The following is a 20,978-nucleotide window of genomic DNA, read 5'->3' on the forward strand; positions in this document are numbered from 1 at the left end:
GATAAAATTTTCTTATTTTAACAATCTCAAGACCACCGCTACTTGTTATGATGTATTTAAGAGGGTTAAAATGTCACAGACAATAGCGGTATATAATTTCAAAGGAGGTGTTGGGAAAACCAGCACTACACTCAGCTTAGCGCATAGTTGGTCCAGATCATTTAAAGTTTTGGTGATCGATTGCGATCCACAAGCCAATCTTACTCAGGCTCTTACCAGTCAAGAACACGATACAAATCTCTTTACCATTACCAAGAAATTGCTTCATAATGGACAACCAGACATTCGTCCAGTTGAAATTCATCCTTATTTGAGTCTGATACCGGGCGATTACCGAATGGCTGAGATTGAGTCAAACACCCAGTTCATTTCGTTTGGACATATCATTTTCTACAAACTTCTATCAGCAATTCGCCATAACTATGATTTTATCATTTTGGATTTTCCGACTCATTTTGGCGTAACAGTCAAGTCCTTCATCGTCAATATTAACAGCATTCTAATACCTGCGACAGCCGGGTCTTTTTCAATTTCAGGGTTTAAAAAATTGTTGAATTACCTGGGCGACGTAGAAAAAGATAAACCACTGGAAATCCTTGGTATTTTCTTTAATCAATACCGAAAAAATACACTTTATCATCAGAAAGTAGTGCGAGAGGCCGAGCAGGAACTTGGAAATCTAATCTTGGATCAGAGAATTCGGGAATCCATTCGTGTAAGTGAGGCAAATGGAAGAAACGAATCCGTGTATGCGTTTACGGATCAGAGTGCAGTAGCTGAAGATTTTCTAAAGCTCAGCGAGGAAGTGATCTCAAGGATGAACAGGATTAATCTGAATGATGCGATCCATCATTTGAGCGAACGTGAGGTAAGGGGATTAGATCGCTAGTCTACGAGAAATCAGACCATTTATTAGTTCAAAAAAACGAAGTGGTGGTAAAGTTCTCCACTTCTCTACCTGCAGGCTTCCTGACATATTCACGTAATTATCAATATTGAAATTTTTCATTTCATCAATGATGAACTCTCGGAAATTTACGCCTGCTATCCAACCGTCTTCTACCTCTTCAAACCATTCCTCGTAGTAGCTATCATCGCTTCCATGAAAGTTCATGATGTTCTCGCCTATCAAAGCGAATTTGTTTATTCCAAAATCCATCATGTGTTCGAGGATGTTCCGCTTCAGCTGCATGATGTCGTTATTGAGTGCATCGTTCCATTCTCCAATCATTTCGATCGTAGCAAAGCCTAGCTCATAATCAATAAAAAGAATCTTTAAGTACAGGGTCTCAGACCCAAAAAAATCCCAGGCGGGATCGATATAATAGCCATAGATATTTTCAGAGTAGACATCATAATTATACTCTTTGCCAGCGAACGGCGAACGATCATCGTAGCTGGAGTTGTAATATTGATTCCAGCGATCATATGGCGTAATGGTATGCATTTAGACAAATGTAGATTGGAGGCCTTAAAAACAAAAAACCCTGACCAAATGGCCAGGGTTTTTGAATACTTTGTAATTCCAGGTTTAGAAGTTGATTTGGATACCAGCGTTGAAGTTTCTTGGAAGACCGAAGAATACCTCTGCATCATCAGCATCGTGATCATCATCAAACGAGTTGAACTCACTGTTATCCCCAGCATCCTGAATATAAATCTTATTGAACGCATTAAACACATGCGCAAAAACTTGAAGTGAGAATCCAGAATTTTTAGTTGGAATGGTGTAGAATGCATGAAGGTCAACTACGCCATATGAAGGCACTTGCCATGCTTGTGGTCTCTCATTAGCATTTCCGTCACCATTAGCATCTTCCAGAGCAGTTCTTCCAATCGGGTTAAAGTCAGAATAGAAATCATTATAGAATCTGTAATCAGCTTTAATTGTCAGACTTGCTGTAGGAGTAAAAGATCCAGAAAGATAAAATTGGGTTTGAGGAGCATCACCAACTTTCAAATCTTTGATGTAAAGTGTCTCATTGAATCTGTCAACAACATTACCAGTTGCATCGTTTTCAGTAATAACTACACCCGTATCGTCCGTAAATCTCCAGTTACCGAAAGAAGCCGCAGCATCTAGCCTAAAGATCTGGCTAGGCTTCCAGGAAGCCTCAAACTCAACTCCAGTATTTCTTTGCTCAATTCCAGTAATCAAAGCAAAAATGTCTGCACCAGTATTGGGATTTTCAACTTCTTCTTTTTGAGTTCTGTTGGACCATAAGGTATTATAGTAGTTTGCATTCAAGACAATGTCAGAACCTAATCGGTAGGTAAGTCCAGCTTCGAAAGACGTGAACTCTTGATTTTGAGGATCATCAAACAAAATGAAACTTTCATCATCAATTACCCTGTCAAAATTTGGAGTTTGGGAGATGAAACCTCCGTTTCCATAAACATTCAAGTCATCATTTATTCTATAAGAAACTCCTCCTTTGAATTGATAGCCAGTAAATGATCCTGGTTTAATCTGCAATCTATTTCCAGTTGCCGTACCATTATCGGACAAGAAAAAGTTATCATGAGTGTATTTAGTACTTGTGAAACCAGTTGTAAGTGAAACGGTGAGTGCATCGGCAGTATAGGTACCTTGAGCGAACGTTCCAATCCAATCTACTGTGTTTGTGTAGTTGTAATCAATTCTATCACCTAATGTCTTTCTATATTGCCAATTTTGAGTTTCGAATTGATTCCCGGTGAATCTATAGTATTCACCACCAAGTAGGTCTCTCACTTCTCTGAAATGATCAATAGAAGCGGTTCGCCAATCCAATCCTAGCTGTAGTGAGAGGTTCTCATTTACATCCCAGAATAATTTAGAGATTGCGCCAATGGTCCATTGGTTATTTCTACTATTCCTCAAAATACCAATTGACTCACCGTCTTGCTTATTTCCAGTATCAAAATCATTTGTCCAAGCTTGAGCAGGGCCTTGATTAACAGCAATCGTAGCATTCCAATCCCATTCCCATGGAGCAGGACCGAAGAAAAATGGCTGATTGGCTCCATTCACACCATATGCATCTTTTCTGATTACCTCACCAAAAGTACCAGAACCACCACCTTGGCCACCTGACCAATAAGCAACTGTAGTCCACTGCATATTTTCATTGAATGAATGATACCAGTTTAAATTGAACTGAGGCTTGTGGAAAAAGTTCTCTCTCTCCATTAAGTAGTTTTCACCTGATCTGCTTCTGCTTCTCGCATCATACATTCCCCAAAATTGCTTTCCATTGTATGAAGCATCTACTCCGCCGTAATTTTGGTTAAAGTCTCTTCCTTGTTCAATGTAAGCTCGAGAGGCGGCCGGATCATATGATTCTAAACCTAATGCGAAATCTCTATCGTAAACTCCAATATTTTGTCTATATAGATTTTGACCATGTGCTTGAGGGGCACCTACTAAAAACGCTTCAAACTTATTGTTATCGTTTAGCTGGAACGAAGCTCCTAAATAGTAGGCCCATGCATCTGTGTAAAGACCTGAATAAAAACCGTCACCGGTTTTTCTTACGACAGTTCCCGAAACAGCCCATTTTTCATTCATAAGCCCGCTATTAAAGGTCGCTGTTGTTTTTCTAAAGTTCCAACTTCCAACTTCTTGCTTAATTGAAGTTCCTTTTCCCCTTGAAGCAGGATCTGTAATAATATTGAGAGTTCCTCCGATTGATGGAACAGCTAAATTAACTGGACTCATACCTCTCTGTAGCTGAATCGACTGAGCTGCATCACCTAGTCCATCCCAGTTTGACCAAAAAACCCAACCATTTTCCATATCATTCACAGGAACACCATTTATCATAATCGCTACGTTCCGCTGATTGAAACCTCGAACATTTAGTCGTGCATCTCCAGCTCCGCCACCTTGGTTTGTTGAGTAAAAAGAAGGTGATGCGTTGAGTACCAATGGTAAGTCTCGAGATCCAAGATTTTGTTGAATATCTTTTTTATCAAGGTCAGTGAATGTGTAAGGAGTCTCCTGTGTTGATCTTGAGGCTATGATTTCCAACGTTGAAAGCTGAGTGATTCCGGCTTCCATGTTGATAGTTCCAAGTGAGGATTGACCATCCTGAATATTCAGAACGACATCCTTAAAACCAACATAGCTAACAACTAATACCGACCCACTAGATGGGACGTTAATACTGAAATCTCCATTGATATCAGTCACCGTACCAAGCGTGGTACCTTCAATCAAAACAGTAGCTCCTGGGAGGCCTTCTCCGGTCTCTGAATCGGCTACTTTTCCTGTAACAACACCTTGTGCCATCAAAGCAAAAATGCTAAGCATGAGTGTTACTGTAAGTAAAACTTTCTTCATCTTATTTATTTATGGTTTATATAGGTATTACAAAAGTAGAATCTTCTACCGAACTATGTGTTTTTTCCAGTTTAAGTTTTCCACATTTGGCTTAATGATAAGATAACAAACAAAATTTGGCTTTCTAAGAAAAGATCTACTTTACTACAGATTCGATGGCCTTGCGCACAGATCCGTGCCTTTCCAGAAGTCTTGAAGCTTCTTCTTTGGAAATATTGAGTTGTTCTATCAGCATTTGAACACCTCGCTCAACAAGCTTTTCATTACTTAGCTGCATATCCACCATCTTATTACCTGCTATATGACCCAGCTTTATCATTACTGAAGTGGAAATCATATTGAGAACAAGTTTTTGAGCGGTGCCGGCTTTCATGCGTGTACTTCCTGTGACAAACTCCGGCCCTGCTAAAACCTCAATCGGATATTCGCTTTCCTGTGCAAGTTTTGAACCTTCATTGCACACGATGCAACCGGTTAATACTTCATTTTTTTTCGCTTCGCGGATAGCTCCAATCACAAATGGAGTTCTTCCTGATGCTGCGATTCCTACCACTGTATCATCTTTATGGATGTCATGCTTCTCAAGATCTTTCCAACCTTGCTTTTCATTGTCTTCTGCAAATTCTACTGCTTTCCTGATAGCGCTATCTCCACCTGCAATGAGCCCAATGACTCTTCCATGATCAACTCCAAAAGTAGGTGGGCACTCCGAAGCATCTACTATCCCGAGCCTTCCACTTGTGCCGGCTCCAATGTAAAACAGGCGACCACCACGCTTCATACGAGGTATTATCTGAGAAACGAGTGATTCAATTTGAGGTAGACATTTAGCAACAGCCAATGGAACCGTCTGATCCTCCTTATTAATATTACTTAGCAGTTCCATCACACTCATTTTTTCTAAATGATCGTAATGTGAATCGGACTCGGTAAGTGGCTTCTTAGTCATTCTGCTGATGATATAAAACTAAACCGGAAATGGGTGACTGAACAATATTTTTAATGGTGATGCCTCGGTCTGCACCCTCTTGACGTAATACATCCGAAAAGTGAAGGGCTATGGATCCTGAAAAATAAAATGGGGCTTTTGAATGATGATTTTCGAAAAAGAATGCATCGAAAAAATCGATAAAGTTCGATTGGATCATTTCGTGAACATCCGGATAATGACTATTCTCAAAGACGAAGGGAGCAAATGAGGCAAGAAAATGGTTGGGTTTGGGCTGATCGTAAATACGCCTAATTACCTGGTCGGAGGTTAGATTGAACTGGCTTTGAAAGGCAGTGATCACCTCCTCAGCAACTTGATTTCTAAAGACTGCCTTAAGTAACTTTTTGCCCAAGTGAGCGCCACTTCCTTCATCGCCAAGCACATATCCTAACGAGGCGCTTACTTTATTTACGTTCTCTCCATCATAAAAACACGCGTTTGCACCTGTTCCGAGTATGCATACATTCCCAGCTTCTTTCCCGCAAAGTGAGCGAGCTACTCCTATTAGATCATTATGAGCATACACTCGCTCTCCAAAAAGTTCCTCAAGTGCCTGCTTTACATCCACAGCTTGTTTTGCAGTATCAATTCCAGCCGCATAAAAGAAGGTTGGGATGTTGGGTAATATTTTGCTTCCGAAAGTATCTACAATGCTTTGCTTAAGATCCTCGATACTATGTGTATATGCATTGAAACCGATGGTTTCAAATTGCGAGATACTCCCATCATCGACCAGACGCCACTGTGTGCCGGTGCCTCCTGCGTCTCCAACAATAAAAGTCTGATTAGCCATTAGCTGACTTGTATATTTTTTCGATTATCTCAACGGTCTTCAATCCTTCTAGGCCATTAGTCGCGATGCTTCCACCATTTTGAAGCACATCTATAAGGTTTTCATATACACGGTCATGGTTGCTCATACTTCCTTGATATTCCCCGTATTCATTGGCTGGGTTACCGGCCCTGAGCTCTCCAATTTCTTCACCTTCCAATGATTGATACTCGAGTTTATTCAGATACTGACCACCTACTTTTACAGTGCCTTTTTCACCAAAGACAGTTATGGAGCCTTCCATATTTTTAGCAAACGCATTGACGGTATAATTGACCGTGCCCAGCACACCATTTTTAAACTTCAAAGAAACCACGCCGGTATCCTCAAATTCAATTACGTCTTTATGAGCAAAATTTTGAAGGATTGCCGACGCTTCATCAACATCTCCAATCATCCAGTACAACAAGTCTATGAAATGACTAAACTGTGTAAACAGCGTTCCGCCATCCAGCATTTTAGTTCCTTTCCAATCAGATTTTTCATAGTAATCAAAGTTTCGATTCCAAAAGCAGTTGAGCTGAATGGAGTACAGCTTACCCAAAGCGCCTTGGTCAATCTTCTCCTTGACAGCTTCTATTGCGGGGTTGAAGCGATTTTGCTTAACTATAAATAAGCGCTTGTTGCATTTTTCTGCTGTCTTGATCATTTCTTCACAATCTGCTGAAGAAAGCGCCATCGGCTTTTCACAGAGCACATGAAACCCCGCATTTAATGAATTTATGGAATGCTCTGCATGTAGTCCATTTGGTGAGCAAACAGCAACAACATCCATATCTTTAAAGCGGAGAAACGTTTCAACATCTGTAAAAAATGGGACTTCATATTCTTCACCAAGCTTAGTGGCTTTCTCCACATTTACATCGCAAACAGCAGCAAGCTTGCCAAGCTTGGAAATATGTCCTGCATGTCTCTGGGCAATGCGACCACATCCTATCAGTCCTATTCTTATTTTATCCATTTCTCAGCAATAACTTTTCTAATTTTTCTACTAAATGACTATGAGAAAATTGCCTTAATAGTGCTTCGGTATCCTCTTTTAACGGCAATCGTTCATTCTCAAATATATCTTCCAAAAATCCTCTGATACTACCAATTTCTGGGTAAGCTATAATTTCACCAACATCCTTATCATTCATCAAATCGCCTAAATCACTTTTGCGCCCACCAAGACCTAGAATCATTCGCTCGGCAGCCAGATATTCAAAAAACTTGACAGGTAAGATCCATTCTGAATTATCGGATTTATTTAATAGCAACAATAAAACATTGCATCTCCTATATTCATCCTGGATACTATGATGAGGCAAATATCCCAAAAATTCCACTTTCCCTTTCAGTTCGCTTAATGCAGTAATTTCCTCTTTGATTGATTCGGAGACGATGCCTCCAATTCTGATTTTCAACTTGTTGGCAAACACCTGATTTTCTCTACACATCTGATCTAGCAGGAGCCAGAGCTGACGCGGATTCCTCAATTCATTGAGCATTCCGTAATATCCAATCGTGAAATGAGACTCATTGGGCTCACTTATTGATTTGTTTTGTACAGTTATGCCATTGTGGAGTAAATCTATGCCACCAAAAGCCTGCGCAAGCCGAGTGCTTACAGTTGTTGCGACATCAGCTTCTCTGATTACACTGCGCTCCATTCTTTTATGAATATCCAACACAATGGCCGAAGTGTTCAGCTTTTCCAATACATCCCACTTGCTCCAGGGATCTCTAAAATCTGCCAGCCATCTTACTTCCTCAACTGCTCGCTTCACTTTTCTGCCAATCAGATGCATACTGTGTGGTGGTCCAGTAGTGATGATGGTACCAATATTTTGCTCCTTGACGGTCTTAATCGCTTGTTTAGCAGCTGATTTGACCCAAAAAGCGCGAGGATCAGGAACCAATAGATTGCCTCTAACCCACACCATAAGCTTATCCTTGAATTTTTTCTCAGACTTTTCAAGCACTAATCCTTGCTGAACATTTTTTCGGTCCTTATTCCCGGTCAGTTTATGAAAAAGATTGAATGGTTCCCAAATGGGTAGTTTAATTGTTGGAATTTCATCCACCATATCCAAAAGATTCTCGTCTTTTATTTCAAACTGAGGGTTTTCAGGCGTAAGCACAATTGGATCCCATCCTCTATTTTTCAATTGCAAGGCGAAATTCATCCAGCGCTGTACACCTACTCCTCCACTTGGAGGCCAGTAATATGAGATAATGAGGACTTTGCGGTTGGATTCCATAATTTCAATGGCAAATCAACATAAATCCGATTACTCAGAGAAGAGTCTTGGAAATAAGATCTTTTATATCGTCAATTTGATCAGGCTCAAACCAATGGATATCGTCATAACGCCTAAACCAGGTCAGTTGCCTTTTAGCATATCTTCGGCTATTCCTTTTTAACAACCTAACCGCTTCCTCTTTATCATAATCACCAGCTAGAAAACCAAAAATCTCAGAATAACCTACTGTTTGTAAGGCATTGTGATCTCGATAATCAATCAATGCTTGAGCTTCTTCAAATAATCCTTCTTCTATCATCACATCCATTCGATGATTGATTCGATCGAACAGAACTTCCCGATCCATATTAAGCCCAATCTTCAAATTAGTATATGGTAAAGTACTTTCAGTACGTTTCCGAAAGGAAGAAAATGGCTTTCCGGTTTCTCTCATCACTTCCAATGCCCGTATAATTCGCTGACCATTTTTTCTATCAACTTCATTGTAATAATCTGGATCATCATTTTCCAACTCTTTGAGCATCTTATCCAGCCCTTCTCTTTCTAGTTGGTCGTTTAGCTGCATTCTAATTTTTGGATCTACCTCCGGCATGTCATCAAAACCTTCCCAAATAGCCTTTAGGTACAAACCGGACCCGCCAACGGCCATTACAGCTTTACTTTTGGCATGTAAATCAGCAATTGTCGTTGAAGCATCACGTCCAAACTCACCTGCGCTGTAAAGGGCTTCTATGGAATGAGAGTTTATGTAATGATGTGGTACTTTGGCCAACTCATCATTCGTCGGCTTGGCCGTTCCAATGGTCATTTCCTTGTAAAACTGTCGAGAATCTGCAGATATAATTTCGGTTTTCAGCCACTGTGCTAATTCAATTGCCAAGGCTGTTTTACCTACTGCTGTAGGGCCCACAATAGATATTAATAAAGGTTTGCTCGAAATAGCCATCTTTTCAAAGGCTAAAATGCCTAATTTTATTCGATATGGCTGAGGTCGAAAACGATATAGATGAACTAAAGAAGAAAATTGCCAATCTTCAGGGTCAGTTGGACAATACACAGCGTGACTACTATACGCTGGTAGAAAAGACCAATCAAAACCTGAAAGACCTTTTCGACAACTCGAACGATCTCATCACCATTTTTAGAAAAACTGGAGAAATAAGATTTGCCAATGAGGCAGTAAAAAATAAGCTCAGCTACACTGAAGAGGAAATCACCGATCTAAAATTTCTAGAAGTAGTGCATCCGGATTATCGCAGAGGTACACTTCAAAACATCCTTAAGATTACTGCCGGCAGTCGCTTTGAGCGTTTCGAAACTGTCCTCATTTCTAAAACCGGGAAAAACATCTACGTCACAGGGAAGCTTACATCAGTTTTTGAAAATGATGAGCCTGTCGAGTATCGATGTGTTTTTTATGACATTACAGAGCGTATTAGAGCTGAAAGTGCGCAAAGTCTATATTATCAGATTGCCAATATCACCATCACAGAAAATGACCTTGAGCAGCTTTATACCAATATTTATAATCAGCTAAACCAGATGCTGAAAGTACACAACTTTCACATCGCACTAAAGGAAGGAAAAAAATATCGCAAAATTTTCAGCATTAATGAAAAGGCCGCTTCTGACGAATTGACTTTTGATGTAGACCATGAGTTAATGGAGTATACAGTTCAGAGAGACCGCTCTCTGATTGTTTACAGCGACGGAATTGAAAAAATAAGCCAACAGATTGGTGTAGAATTCAAGGATCCAATACCCAAGATATGGCTGGGTGTAATCATTCGCACAGCTACAGAGATGGGCGTAATGTCGATATGTAGCTATAACGACCAAAGCGCATTCAACAATAAAGACCTTGAACTTCTCGACTACATTGGTGGTCAGATCAGTCTGGCGATGGAACGCCAACATAAAGAAGAAAAAATTGAAAACCAGGCCGCTACCCTTGGAGCAATCTTCGATAGTAGTACGCATGAGATTTGGTCTGTTGATAAGGAATCGCGCTTTACCTCATTCAACCAGAACTATGAAATAGCTTTCAAAAAATATTATGGCATCAAGCCAAAGATCGGAACCAGCATCGATGAAGTTTCAAAAGAACTACCTGAAGAAGTCCAACAATTTTGGGCTTCAAAATACGAAGAAGCTTTTAAGGGAAAGTTTATAAACTTTCAAACCAATAACCTGGATAAGTCCGGCAAGATGGTTTGGCGAGAAGTGTTTGTAAATCCAATTTTCCTTCCAAACGGACGAATCGAAGAACTCTCAATTATAGCCAATGACATCACCGAGAAAAAAGAATCTGAGAGTGCGTTAATTGCAAGTGAAGAGAAATTTCGTACCATCTTCGAATCCTTCCAGGATATATACTTCAGATGTGATATTGAAGGTAAAGTCACGATGATAAGCCCCTCAGTTCAAGAGGTGCTTGGCTATGAATCTAAAAATGTGATCAATACCAATGTGCTGGAGTATGCGGTCAAAGCAAAGCAAATACTGGAGATCGGAAGACGAATCGACAAGGAACAACGAATCCGAAACGTTGAAGGCACGCTTAAAACGGTGGATGGAAAAAAGCTTCAATTTTTCTTCAACATTCGGCTAATAAACAAAGATGATGGGACTGTTGAGATTGAAGGTGTAGCCAGAGATATTTCACAACTGAAAAAGACCAATGAGGAACTCATGCGAGCCAAAGAAATGGCTGAGCGATCACTTAAAATAAAAGAACGTTTCCTCGCCAATATGAGTCATGAAATTCGGACCCCGATGAACGGCATCATTGGCATGATCGACTTGCTGGCTAGCACCAGCCTGGATGGTGAACAGTCTGAATATGTAAAGACCATTAACAAGTCATCTCAAACATTACTCAACATCCTGAATGACATCCTGGACCTTTCGAAAATTGAAGCTGGAAAAATGGATCTTAGGCAGCAGCCACTCCATTTGGTGAAAACGATTGAAAAGGTATACGACCTTTTTTCGCAACAAGCTTCATCTAAAGACAACAACCTCTATTATCATATTGATGAAAAGATACCCGAATGGATACTTGGGGATGAAACCCGGTTAATTCAGGTACTTTCAAACCTCACATCTAATGCCATTAAATTCAGTGAGAGTAAAGGAAATATCAATATGAGTATTCGGCTTGTGAAGAAACGTGGAAAGCAGTTTGTTTTCAAGGTCACGATCAAAGACTCTGGAATTGGTATTTCTGAAGAAGATCAAAAGAGTCTTTTTCAAAGCTTTCATCAGCTTGATAATAGCAGCTCCAAAAACTTTGGAGGAACAGGTCTTGGTCTCGCCATCTCGCGCGAATTAGTAAAGTCTATGCAAGGAGAAATTGGCGTGGTTTCTACCCCAGGTCTCGGCAGCACGTTTTGGTTTACTTTTATGGGACAAGAGGTTTCAGTAGATGAAGTAAAATCAATACAGCCTGATAAGCCATTTACAAAAGAATTTACCGGGAAGCAGCCTAAAATACTGCTGGTAGATGATAACGATGTGAACAGAAAAGTGGCGAGCAGTATTATGCTAAAATCGGGATGCCAGGTAGAAGAAGCATACGATGGCTTCCATGCGATAGAAAAAGTAGAGCAAGAAAATTACGATTTAATTTTTATGGACATCCAGATGCCAAAAATGGATGGTATCAAAGCAACTCATGAGGTAAGAAAATTAAGGAATGGCGGGAATACTCCCATTATTGCAATGACTGCCTACTCAATGGAAGAAGATCGAGAACGGTTTCTCAACGCTGGTCTGGATGACTATTTGGCGAAACCCATAAAAGCTGAAATGCTGATCGATAAAATTAAAAAATGGGTTGATTTCAAGCCTATAAAGGTTTCTATCGAGTCAATTGTTGAAAAAGCAGAAGATTTAGCAATAAATCAGAACACCTTAAATCAGTTAGCTAAATTTGGAGGTCAAGAACTTATAGAAGCTACACTGATGGAATTTGAGGAAGAGGCAGAAGGATTAGTGAAAAACACCGAAACATTTTTGAAATCGAAAGAATATGAAAAAATGCGAGGCGAGCTGCATACATTAAAAGGCAACGCAGGTACATTAGGTGTTGAAAAACTATCTAAAAAAGCAGCGGATATTGAAAAAAGATTAAAAGAAAATAAATTTGAGGGACTGGAGAACAAAGTGCTGGACTTAAAAGCGTTGTTCCAGGAATTCAAAGAGAGTAGCCAAAACCTATTAGTCACCGATGAGTAAGAAAATAATTGTAGCCGAAGACAGCAGTGTAATTCAAAATCTAACCAAAAAGATTCTTTCACAGCTCAACTATGAAATTTCCTCCGTAAAAAATGGTCAACAGGTTTTAGATCTGCTCGCCAAAGATAAGTTTGGTTTAGTCCTGCTCGACATCCACATGCCTGTAATGGACGGGATGGAGTGTGCTAAGCAAATCAGGAATTCTGAAGGAAACAACCAAAACATTCCAATCGTCGCGATCACCGGAAATGCAAATAATTACACGATGGAGGACTTTGAAGATGTGGGAATAAATGCATTCATTCCTAAGCCACTAAACTACGATTCAGTGGTGGAGATGGTGAAAAAGTATACGGATGACAATTAAATACACGAATCACTTTTTGAACAAACTTGAGGATATTATGTCCGAAACGGACTACATCCTCCGCTACGAAAAGGGCAATTTCCAATCTGGATATTGCATCCTAAATGAGAGCAAAGTAGCTGTTATAAATAAATTTTTCGCGCTTGAAGGAAAGGTGAACAGTCTCATAGAAATCATTCGCTCCATAAAAGTAGATACCTCCAGACTTAGCGATAACAATAAGAAGCTTTATTCTGAAATCACCAATAACCAGCTTCAGCTGTGAGGGTTGTATTTCTTGGCACCGGCACTTCGCAAGGTGTGCCTGTGATAGGGTGCAAATGCGAGGTGTGCTCCTCAGTAGATCATCGAGATAACCGATTGAGGTCATCCATCTATGTAGAAATAAATGGAGTGCATATTGTGGTAGATACAGGCCCCGACTTTCGACAACAGATGCTCCGTGCACGAATTGATCAATTGGATGCCGTACTCTTCACGCATGCCCACAAGGATCATACCGCCGGAATGGACGACATCCGCAGTTATAACTTTCGGCAGAAAAAAGACATGCCTATCTATGCTAGAAAAGAAGTACAGGATCAACTGAAGCAAGAATTTTCCTACATCTTTTCGGCCAGTAAGTATCCGGGAATACCAAAGGTAGAGCTTCACACACTCGACGGAAGTCCATTTGATGTACTTGGGCAAACCATTATCCCGATTGAGGTGATGCACCACAAGCTACCAGTTTACGGATTTCGATTTGGCGATTTCACCTACATCACTGATGCCAATTACATCTCTGAGGAAGAGAAAGAAAAGATCAAAGGTTCAAAAATCATTGTGCTGAATGCACTCCAAAAGGATGATCATATCAGCCACTTTACATTGGAAGAAGCAGTAGATTTACTCAAAGAATTAAATCCTGAAAAAGCGTACCTTACTCACATCAGCCATCGGCTTGGTGCGCACATGGACGTCTCCAAAGAATTGCCTGAGAATATTGAGATCGCTTGGGATGGATTGCAAATATCGTTGGACAACTAGTGTCATGTTCCACAATTACTTCTTCCTAAAACGCCTTGCACCCGAACTAGAAAAAGAGCTCAAAGGTCTTGTGTTGCTTGAGTGCTTCTCCCAGAATAAAGACGAGCTAATCCTCGGTTTTGGCGATCCCGAAAGAGAATTCTATATACGTGCAAATCTAGATCCCAACGTTTCGCTACTCTCCTTCCCCGATCAGTTTGCTAGAGCCGGAAAAAACAGTGTAGACCTGTTTCCGACATTGCTAGATAAAAAAGTCACCGGTGTTTCTGTCTTTAACTACGAGCGTTCATTCCAGCTTGAATTTGGTGATGAAGCATTAATATTTAAGATGCATGCTCGCAGAGCAAATATTCTACATTGTCAGAATTTGGAGGTCATCAATCTGTTCAGGAAAAGCTTAGATGCTGATTTAGAAATCAATCCAAAAGATCTGCACAAAGAAATTGTTATCTCTGAGCAACAGTTTGCCATCGCTGGCAACAATCCAGTCGAACTGATACCTGCATTAGGCAAGGAAGTAAAAGCACACCTGGAGCAATCTAAATTCTTTGACTTACCGGGTGATGAGAAGTGGGCCCACTTTCAACAGTTGCTTGATCAACTCAATTCAAATCCCATCTTTTTACACGAAGGACCAGCCATCAGCCTAATTATATCCGGTACTGAGAAAACCAAAAGTGCTATTGAGGCCAGCAACTGGCTCTACAATAAAACAGTTCGAAGTTTTTATTTTGATAAGGAAAAAAGTGTAGGAATAAATAAGCTCAAGCAGCGAATCAAAAAATCCGAAAGCTACATCTCGAAGACCAGAAGTAAACTGGAACAAGTTGAAAACGCCAGAAGCCCGGAAGAGATCGCCAATATTTTAATGGCCAACCTCAATAGCCTGCAAACCGGGCTTACCAAGGCCGTGCTTCATGATTTCTACACTGACCAACCCATTGAAATTAAACTCAATCGGGATTTGAGTCCCCAAAAAAATGCTGAGAATCTATATCGAAAATCAAAGAACAGGCATCAGGAAATAGATACGTTAAAAGACAATATCGCAGCGAAAGAAACACTTATAGAAAAGCTGAGCAGACAAATACTGCACATACAGGATATCTCAGACACCAAGGAGCTTAGGAAATATCTGAAGGATCATGGCCTTACACAAATGGAAAAAGCGCAAAACGAAAACCGTCCTTATCATGAGTTTGAAGTAGAAGGATGGCAGATTTTACTTGGAAAGCATGCGAAAGCCAATGACGAATTGACACTCAAAGTAGCCAATAAAAACGATCTATGGCTCCATGCAAAAGATGTTGCAGGCTCGCATGTTGTCATTCGGCAGAAGCCCGGACAAAACTTCCCCAACCACATCATTGAAATAGCTGCGGCCTTAGCAGCCGCTAACTCGAAAAGGAAAACTGATTCACTTTGCCCTGTTATCTACACTCAGAAAAAGTTTGTCAGGAAAATGAAAGGCGCGCCTGCTGGCCAGGTAATCGTAGAGAAAGAAGAAGTAGTGATGATTGAGCCTGCAAATCTTTGACGCTTTCGAGACATTAGCATTATCAATTAACAAAATTCCCAAACCAAAACTTTACAGCTCGTAAATTCATGTTAAATGGAGAAGAGCAAGGAACCTTTGATATATATGATACCGGAAAACTCATCTATTGAATTGAATTTCCAATCGTATCACTTAAACCAAGAATCAGCTGTTTTTATACCTTCCGGTCAATACATAAAAACGGATCCTTCTGCACAAACCATTCCTGTTCATCCCGAATCACCCAATCACTATCGTTATTTATTTTCACGAATTCTCACGCTTGGACATGTAGCAGCAGATGAAAAAATAAAATCTCAAAACACAAATGAGGTGCTTGACTACTCGGATCGAAAGTGGAGAAGGCTCAATCCCTTTAAAACAACGGATGAAGAACTAGAGATTCTTTTTGACGCAAACGAATGGCTGGATCACAATATGGATGCAGCGCTGGATATAAAAAGCGGATTGTTGACTTATCATGAAACTCAGAAATTGTCGAAAGAGAAGCTCCATCTCACCCTATTCCAATGGAAGAATCAAAAATTAATTGGTCACGCTCGTCAAAAGCTATATGAATCAGGTGGATCTATTAAAGAAACCTCGTATGCACTAGGCTTCAAGGATTCAGCATATTTCTGTCGCTTTTTTCGAAATTACACATCGCATTCTCCTGGGGAATTCATAAAGACGATAGAAGAGAAACCTCAAGAAAAAAGAATTGTGAAAGCATTCAAGTCTCTATTGAAGGAATATATTCAATCAAATCATTCCGTAGTATTTTATGCCAATCAATTAAATCTCACTACCAAAAGCCTCAGTCGAGTCATCAAGTCTGCCACCGGCCTTACACCGAAGCATCACATTAACAATGAGATTATTTCCAGAGCCAAGCATTTCCTCGCGGAGGGCGCTACTGTCAGTTCTATCACATTTGAACTTGGCTTTGAAGAAATCAGTCATTTTTCGCAGTTTTTCAAACTTCATACCCGAAAAGCTCCATCACGGTTACAATCAAAAAGTACCATAGATTAGGTAATTTTTATAAACAAGCGAGCACACTCTTGTCCTTGATTTGCATTGTTCAATTAAACAATTAAATAACAATGCAAGAATTAGTATCACAAATGGACAACATGGTGCTGAGAGGCGAAATACCTCAGGCAGTATCCAAATTTTTTAGTGAAGATGCACACACAAAAGACGTGGACGGCTCTGAGACTTCCACCCGAGAAGAGGCGGTTCAAAAACTAACCGGATTTGTTGGAAGCATCGCACAAGTAAAAGAGATCACTTTATTAAACAGCTCCATCGGAGAAGATGTGAGCATGTCTGAATTTCGCTTTCATTTCAGTATGGAGGACGGTAATGAAATCAACTGGCATGAAGTTATTCGAAGAGAATGGCAAAACGGTCTGGTCGTAAATGAAACTTATTTCCAAAACTAAAATTCAAAGCAATGAAAAAAATATCAACAGCATTTCTAGTAACGCTTGTCGTTTTTGCAGCATCAGCGCAGGAGTACAACACAGATGATAGCAAAATAGCCATGAACGGCTACAGTCCTGTCTCCTACCTCGATTTGCAACTTGCTCAGCGAGGCTCAAAAGAGTACATGTCTGAGGTAGATGGAGTCAAATACTTTTTTACCTCAGAGGATCAGAAAAAGTCATTCAATGCAAATCCTAAAAAATATCAACCACAATATGGTGGCTGGTGTGCAACTGGAGTCGCGATCGGAGCAAAATTCAGAGTAGACCCAAATAAGTTTGTGGTAAAGGACGGAAAATACTACCTGTTCCTCAACAGCATCGAAGTAGATGCCAAGCAAGTATGGAACGAAAAAGGGCATAAGAACATGGTGAAGAATGCTAACGAAAACTGGAAGAAGCTGAAGACGAAGTAGCTTCTCAGTTCAAATTATGGTTGAGTGTTTGAGGACGAAAGTGATTTCGTCCTCTTTTTTATTTATTACTTAAACATTTATTAATCATATTCGTATTGATAACTTAAACATTTATTAATCTAATGGAATCGATTGGATCACTAGAAGAAATTGTATTGATGATTTTACTGCGAAATGATAGAATCAACAGTGTGGATATTGCTAAAGAATATGAGGATGCACTGAGCAAAAACATTTCTATCCCTGCAATTCATGTCGTGCTAAAACGAATGGAGAAAAAAGGCTGGGTAAAATCAGAATTTGGCGAGCCTACAGCTGAAAGAGGTGGTAGAAGAAAACGTATTTATTGGGCTACACCAACGGCGTACAAGCTGGTAAGTGAGCTCAATGAGGTAAAGGCTCGACTTTGGAATGGAGTGACCAAGCCATCTCTTGAGTATGTCCATGTCTAATCCTCCAAAATGGGCAGATTGGCTCATCCAAAGACTTTGTGTCCCTCACATGCTGGAGGAGATTCAGGGAGATTTGCATGAAGCCTTTTATTGGAGAGCAAAAAAGCGAGGGCTTGTACGTGCCAGATTGCTTTTCATTTTCGAGGTAATCCGATCGCTTCGCTTTTCAACACTAAGACCTACCAACTATCTAAATCAATATCTTATGATGTATCAAAACTATGTTAAAACGGGTTGGAGATTTCTCAAGAAGCATAAGCTCTACTCAAGCCTGAATATCCTTGGTCTGTCACTTGGCATTTCTTTCTGCTGGTTGGCTTATCTATATGCCAATGATGAATTGAGCTTTGATAAACATCTGCCAGATCACGAACGGCTCTACCGAATAGTGTCAGACTTCCAGCGTGGAGATGACATACATTACATAGGAGGAAGCTCCAATTTCATGTCTGTACAATTTGAGGAGAAAATCCCCGAGATAGAAAGTATCGCACGATTTAAATCTGATTATGGCCTAATTAGAAAAGGCGAAGAAGCCATTGGCCAATCATTGATCATGGCCGATTTGGAAATGATCAAAATCCTGGATCTTAAATTCCTGGAAGGCACAGCCTCCACCTTCGACCAACCCAATGATATCATTATTTCTGAAAGCCTCGCAGGCAAACTAGACTTGAGAGGAAAGGCTGTCGGCTCAATTATTTCGCTGATTAGAGAAGAGGAATTTGAAGACTTTATTGTGCGTGGCGTCTATCAGGATATTCCTGAAAACACATCGGTTCGAAGAGATCTCATCATGTCTTACAGCAACTACCTCACAAATGCTCCCGAAAGAAGACTCACCACCTGGTTCGATATCAACATGAACTCGTTGGTGAAGCTAAAAGATGCCTCATCACTAGCAAGTGCTGAGCAAAAAATGAATGTCCTCCACCAGGAGAATGAGCCAGACAGTGAGGACGGATCTGTTATACTAAAACTTCAGCCTATTGCTGAGATTCACCTAAACGATGACTATGGCCACTACAATGGAATATCTCGAGGCGGAAGTACAACAATGATTAAGCTTTTTGCCGGAATCGGACTTTTCTGCCTCATTATTTCCATGATCAACTATTCCAATTTTAACATCTCGCTATATATCAATCGAGCCAGAGAAGTGGCTCTGAGAAAAGTTATTGGAGCAGAAAAAAGAGGCATTTTCAGCCAGCTGATTACAGAATCTTTTATTTCTTCCCTCCTCTCGGGTGGTCTGGCACTCCTCCTTATGACTTTCCTGCTTCCGGGTTTTTCTTCATTTGTAAATAAGAATTACAGCCTCTCCTATTTAGCTGATTGGAACTTTATCTTAGGTGCAATCGGAATTCTAGTTGGAGTTGCGTTCGTTAGTGGTGTGTACCCAGCATCGGTTCTATCACGATTCAAAATCATCAAGAGCCTAAAAGGCGAACAGAAAATCAAGTCTGGCAAATGGATAACACAATCATTGCTTGGACTGCAATTTATCATCGCTACGGTTTTAGTCGCCGGAATGCTCACCATGAATGATCAGATCAAATATTTAACCTCGTTCGACACAAAGGTTGATTACGAGAACGTGATTTACATGGACTATATCCAGGCGGACGAAAGCCAAATAACTCCCTTTGTGCATGAACTCTCGCAGATGCCTGAAGTGGCCAGTGTGGCTGCCATCTCCAGTTATAATGGCACACGCATGAAGGGTGAAAATCAATTTGACGTTCGCCACTTACGTATTCACAACGACTTAATGAATCTATTGGATATCAATATTGTGCAAGGCAGAAATTTTGATCCGAAAATTGGCTCAGACGAGACTCAGGCTATTTTGGTCAACGAAGCATTTGTTTCAAAAATGGGCCTTGAAAATCCCATTGGAGAAATCGTCCCTTTCGAATACGGTGATTTAATCAATCCAAAAATTATTGGTATAGTTGAGAATTATCATTTTGAGTCAGCCAAAAATGTCATAGATCCACTTGTGATATATAAAGCTCCGGCATATCCGTTGCAATCCGTCTATCTGAAGTTCAGTGAAGGAACCATTTTTAATCAGGAAAAATTTGATGCGGTTTGGGCCAAGCATTTCGACCCGTTCCCGTTCGAGTTTAGCTTCCTGGAAGAAGTATATCTGAACGCATACAGGCAGGAAAAGCGCATGATGCAGTTGCTAGCCACCGGTTGTTTCGTCTCTATATTTTTAGCTGCCATGGGACTGCTCGGAATTGTAGGCCTTCAGCTCAACCAGCGACTGAAAGAGATCAGTATTCGAAAGGTGCTTGGCGCCACGCCCGGAAACTTGTACAGAGTTTTCACTAAAAGGTTTCTAATTATTATCGCTGCAGGATTGACCGGTGGTTTGATAATTGGGAATCTACTGATCAATAAATGGCTAGAAAACTATCCATATCACGTAGACTTTGGTGCCGACATCATTATGATCACGATTGTAATCACGATTACAATCGCTTTAATTGCCATCATTTCTCAAGTTTTCAAAGTAGTAAGAACCAACCCTGTGCAATACTTGAAGGACGAGTAAGGACAATTTCAAAAAAGCAGTCTACTTTCGCTATTCAAAATCTGACTATGTCAACATTAGAACTTATTGGATGGCTCGGAGCAGGCAGTTTACTTGTGGGATTTGCCCTTAACCTGTTCCAAAAAATACACGCCGATTCTATCACTTATCTTTTGCTTAATTTAATTGGATCTCTACTGCTACTTTACAACGCATACATGAATGGAGCCTTCCCATTCGTAGCAGTCAACTTTGTCTGGGTTGTATTTTCAGTATTTAAACTTGTGCAAATTAGAATGAAAGCCTAATGGACGGTACGAATAGAAGTGACATACAGGTAGGTGCCGAGGTAGCAGTTGTGCAGAAACATCACCAGCAATCTGGTGAACTCACAGAGGGTGTGGTTAAAAGAATATTGACCAAATCACCCACTCATCCACATGGCATTAAAGTAATGCTAGAAGACGGAATTGTAGGGAGAGTTAAGCAGATTTTGGAGTAGATCAAAAATCT

20 protein-coding genes are annotated in these 20,978 nt (G+C 40.3%); 13 read left to right on the plus strand and 7 right to left on the minus strand.

Features of this window, described 5'->3' with window-relative positions; all coding sequences use genetic code 11:
* Positions 1-70 precede the first annotated feature (70 nt).
* Positions 71-889, plus strand: a complete 819-nt coding sequence (locus ACL8WY_RS05210) for a ParA family protein (RefSeq protein ID WP_436517368.1) — start codon at positions 71-73, stop codon at positions 887-889.
* Here ACL8WY_RS05210 and ACL8WY_RS05215 read toward each other — a convergent pair.
* The 7 genes from ACL8WY_RS05215 to miaA all read right to left on the minus strand — a co-directional run bounded on the left by ACL8WY_RS05215 (position 878) and on the right by miaA (position 9,339).
* On the minus strand, positions 878-1,447 hold the full coding sequence (locus ACL8WY_RS05215; protein ID WP_436517369.1) for a hypothetical protein: 570 nt from the start codon (positions 1,445-1,447) through the stop codon (positions 878-880). The two genes, ACL8WY_RS05210 and ACL8WY_RS05215, sit on opposite strands and share 12 nt — an antisense overlap.
* Before the next feature lie 84 nt (positions 1,448-1,531).
* Positions 1,532-4,324 carry a TonB-dependent receptor gene (locus tag ACL8WY_RS05220; protein ID WP_436517370.1) on the minus strand — a complete coding sequence of 931 codons (2,793 nt, stop codon included), beginning with the start codon at positions 4,322-4,324 and terminating at the stop codon, positions 1,532-1,534.
* 136 nt (positions 4,325-4,460) lie between these two features.
* Positions 4,461-5,273: an N-acetylmuramic acid 6-phosphate etherase gene (gene murQ / locus ACL8WY_RS05225; protein ID WP_436517371.1), complete on the minus strand. Its 813-nt coding sequence runs from the start codon at positions 5,271-5,273 to the stop codon at positions 4,461-4,463.
* Positions 5,266-6,108 (minus strand): N-acetylglucosamine kinase, encoded by an 843-nt coding sequence (locus ACL8WY_RS05230; RefSeq protein ID WP_436517372.1) that lies wholly within the window; start codon positions 6,106-6,108, stop codon positions 5,266-5,268. Before ACL8WY_RS05230 ends, murQ begins: the two co-directional genes overlap by 8 nt.
* Positions 6,101-7,108: a Gfo/Idh/MocA family protein gene (locus ACL8WY_RS05235; protein ID WP_436517373.1), complete on the minus strand. Its 1,008-nt coding sequence runs from the start codon at positions 7,106-7,108 to the stop codon at positions 6,101-6,103. The genes ACL8WY_RS05230 and ACL8WY_RS05235 overlap by 8 nt, the downstream gene beginning before the upstream one ends.
* Positions 7,101-8,390: a hypothetical protein gene (locus ACL8WY_RS05240; RefSeq protein ID WP_436517374.1), complete on the minus strand. Its 1,290-nt coding sequence runs from the start codon at positions 8,388-8,390 to the stop codon at positions 7,101-7,103. Before ACL8WY_RS05240 ends, ACL8WY_RS05235 begins: the two co-directional genes overlap by 8 nt.
* A 34-nt stretch (positions 8,391-8,424) precedes the next feature.
* Positions 8,425-9,339 (minus strand): tRNA (adenosine(37)-N6)-dimethylallyltransferase MiaA, encoded by a 915-nt coding sequence (miaA, locus tag ACL8WY_RS05245; protein ID WP_436517375.1) that lies wholly within the window; start codon positions 9,337-9,339, stop codon positions 8,425-8,427.
* A 35-nt stretch (positions 9,340-9,374) separates the two neighbouring features.
* Here miaA and ACL8WY_RS05250 point away from each other — a divergent pair, with 35 nt between their 5' ends.
* From ACL8WY_RS05250 to ACL8WY_RS05305, 12 genes are all read left to right on the plus strand, one after another.
* The gene (locus tag ACL8WY_RS05250) at positions 9,375-12,632 is read left to right on the plus strand and encodes a PAS domain S-box protein (protein WP_436517376.1); all 3,258 of its coding nucleotides are present in this window, start codon (positions 9,375-9,377) and stop codon (positions 12,630-12,632) included.
* Complete coding sequence (locus ACL8WY_RS05255) at positions 12,625-12,999, plus strand: response regulator (RefSeq protein ID WP_436517377.1); 375 nt, start codon at positions 12,625-12,627, stop codon at positions 12,997-12,999. The genes ACL8WY_RS05250 and ACL8WY_RS05255 overlap by 8 nt, the downstream gene beginning before the upstream one ends.
* Positions 13,000-13,036: 37 nt before the next feature.
* A complete protein-coding gene (locus ACL8WY_RS05260; RefSeq protein ID WP_436517378.1) occupies positions 13,037-13,264 on the plus strand; it encodes a hypothetical protein in 228 nt (75 codons plus the stop codon).
* Positions 13,261-14,028 (plus strand): MBL fold metallo-hydrolase, encoded by a 768-nt coding sequence (locus ACL8WY_RS05265; RefSeq protein WP_436517379.1) that lies wholly within the window; start codon positions 13,261-13,263, stop codon positions 14,026-14,028. The genes ACL8WY_RS05260 and ACL8WY_RS05265 overlap by 4 nt, the downstream gene beginning before the upstream one ends.
* 4 nt (positions 14,029-14,032) lie before the next feature.
* A complete protein-coding gene (locus tag ACL8WY_RS05270) occupies positions 14,033-15,565 on the plus strand; it encodes an NFACT RNA binding domain-containing protein (RefSeq protein WP_436517380.1) in 1,533 nt (510 codons plus the stop codon).
* Positions 15,566-15,640: 75 nt separating this feature from the next.
* On the plus strand, positions 15,641-16,600 hold the full coding sequence (locus ACL8WY_RS05275) for a helix-turn-helix domain-containing protein (RefSeq protein ID WP_436517381.1): 960 nt from the start codon (positions 15,641-15,643) through the stop codon (positions 16,598-16,600).
* A 71-nt stretch (positions 16,601-16,671) separates the two neighbouring features.
* Positions 16,672-17,013 carry a hypothetical protein gene (locus ACL8WY_RS05280; protein ID WP_436517382.1) on the plus strand — a complete coding sequence of 114 codons (342 nt, stop codon included), beginning with the start codon at positions 16,672-16,674 and terminating at the stop codon, positions 17,011-17,013.
* Positions 17,014-17,024: 11 nt separating this feature from the next.
* Complete coding sequence (locus ACL8WY_RS05285) at positions 17,025-17,471, plus strand: YHS domain-containing (seleno)protein (RefSeq protein WP_436517383.1); 447 nt, start codon at positions 17,025-17,027, stop codon at positions 17,469-17,471.
* Between the two features lie 122 nt (positions 17,472-17,593).
* Positions 17,594-17,923: a PadR family transcriptional regulator gene (locus tag ACL8WY_RS05290; protein WP_436517384.1), complete on the plus strand. Its 330-nt coding sequence runs from the start codon at positions 17,594-17,596 to the stop codon at positions 17,921-17,923.
* Positions 17,916-20,486, plus strand: coding sequence for an ABC transporter permease (locus tag ACL8WY_RS05295; protein WP_436517385.1), 2,571 nt, complete (start codon positions 17,916-17,918; stop codon positions 20,484-20,486). The genes ACL8WY_RS05290 and ACL8WY_RS05295 overlap by 8 nt, the downstream gene beginning before the upstream one ends.
* A gap of 47 nt (positions 20,487-20,533) precedes the next feature.
* On the plus strand, positions 20,534-20,773 hold the full coding sequence (locus ACL8WY_RS05300; RefSeq protein WP_436517386.1) for a CBU_0592 family membrane protein: 240 nt from the start codon (positions 20,534-20,536) through the stop codon (positions 20,771-20,773).
* A complete protein-coding gene (locus ACL8WY_RS05305; protein ID WP_436517387.1) occupies positions 20,773-20,967 on the plus strand; it encodes a YwbE family protein in 195 nt (64 codons plus the stop codon). The genes ACL8WY_RS05300 and ACL8WY_RS05305 overlap by 1 nt, the downstream gene beginning before the upstream one ends.
* Positions 20,968-20,978 lie beyond the last annotated feature (11 nt).

Origin of the sequence: Ekhidna algicida (assembly GCF_051379705.1) — a bacterium.
GTDB lineage: Bacteria > Bacteroidota > Bacteroidia > Cytophagales > Cyclobacteriaceae > Ekhidna.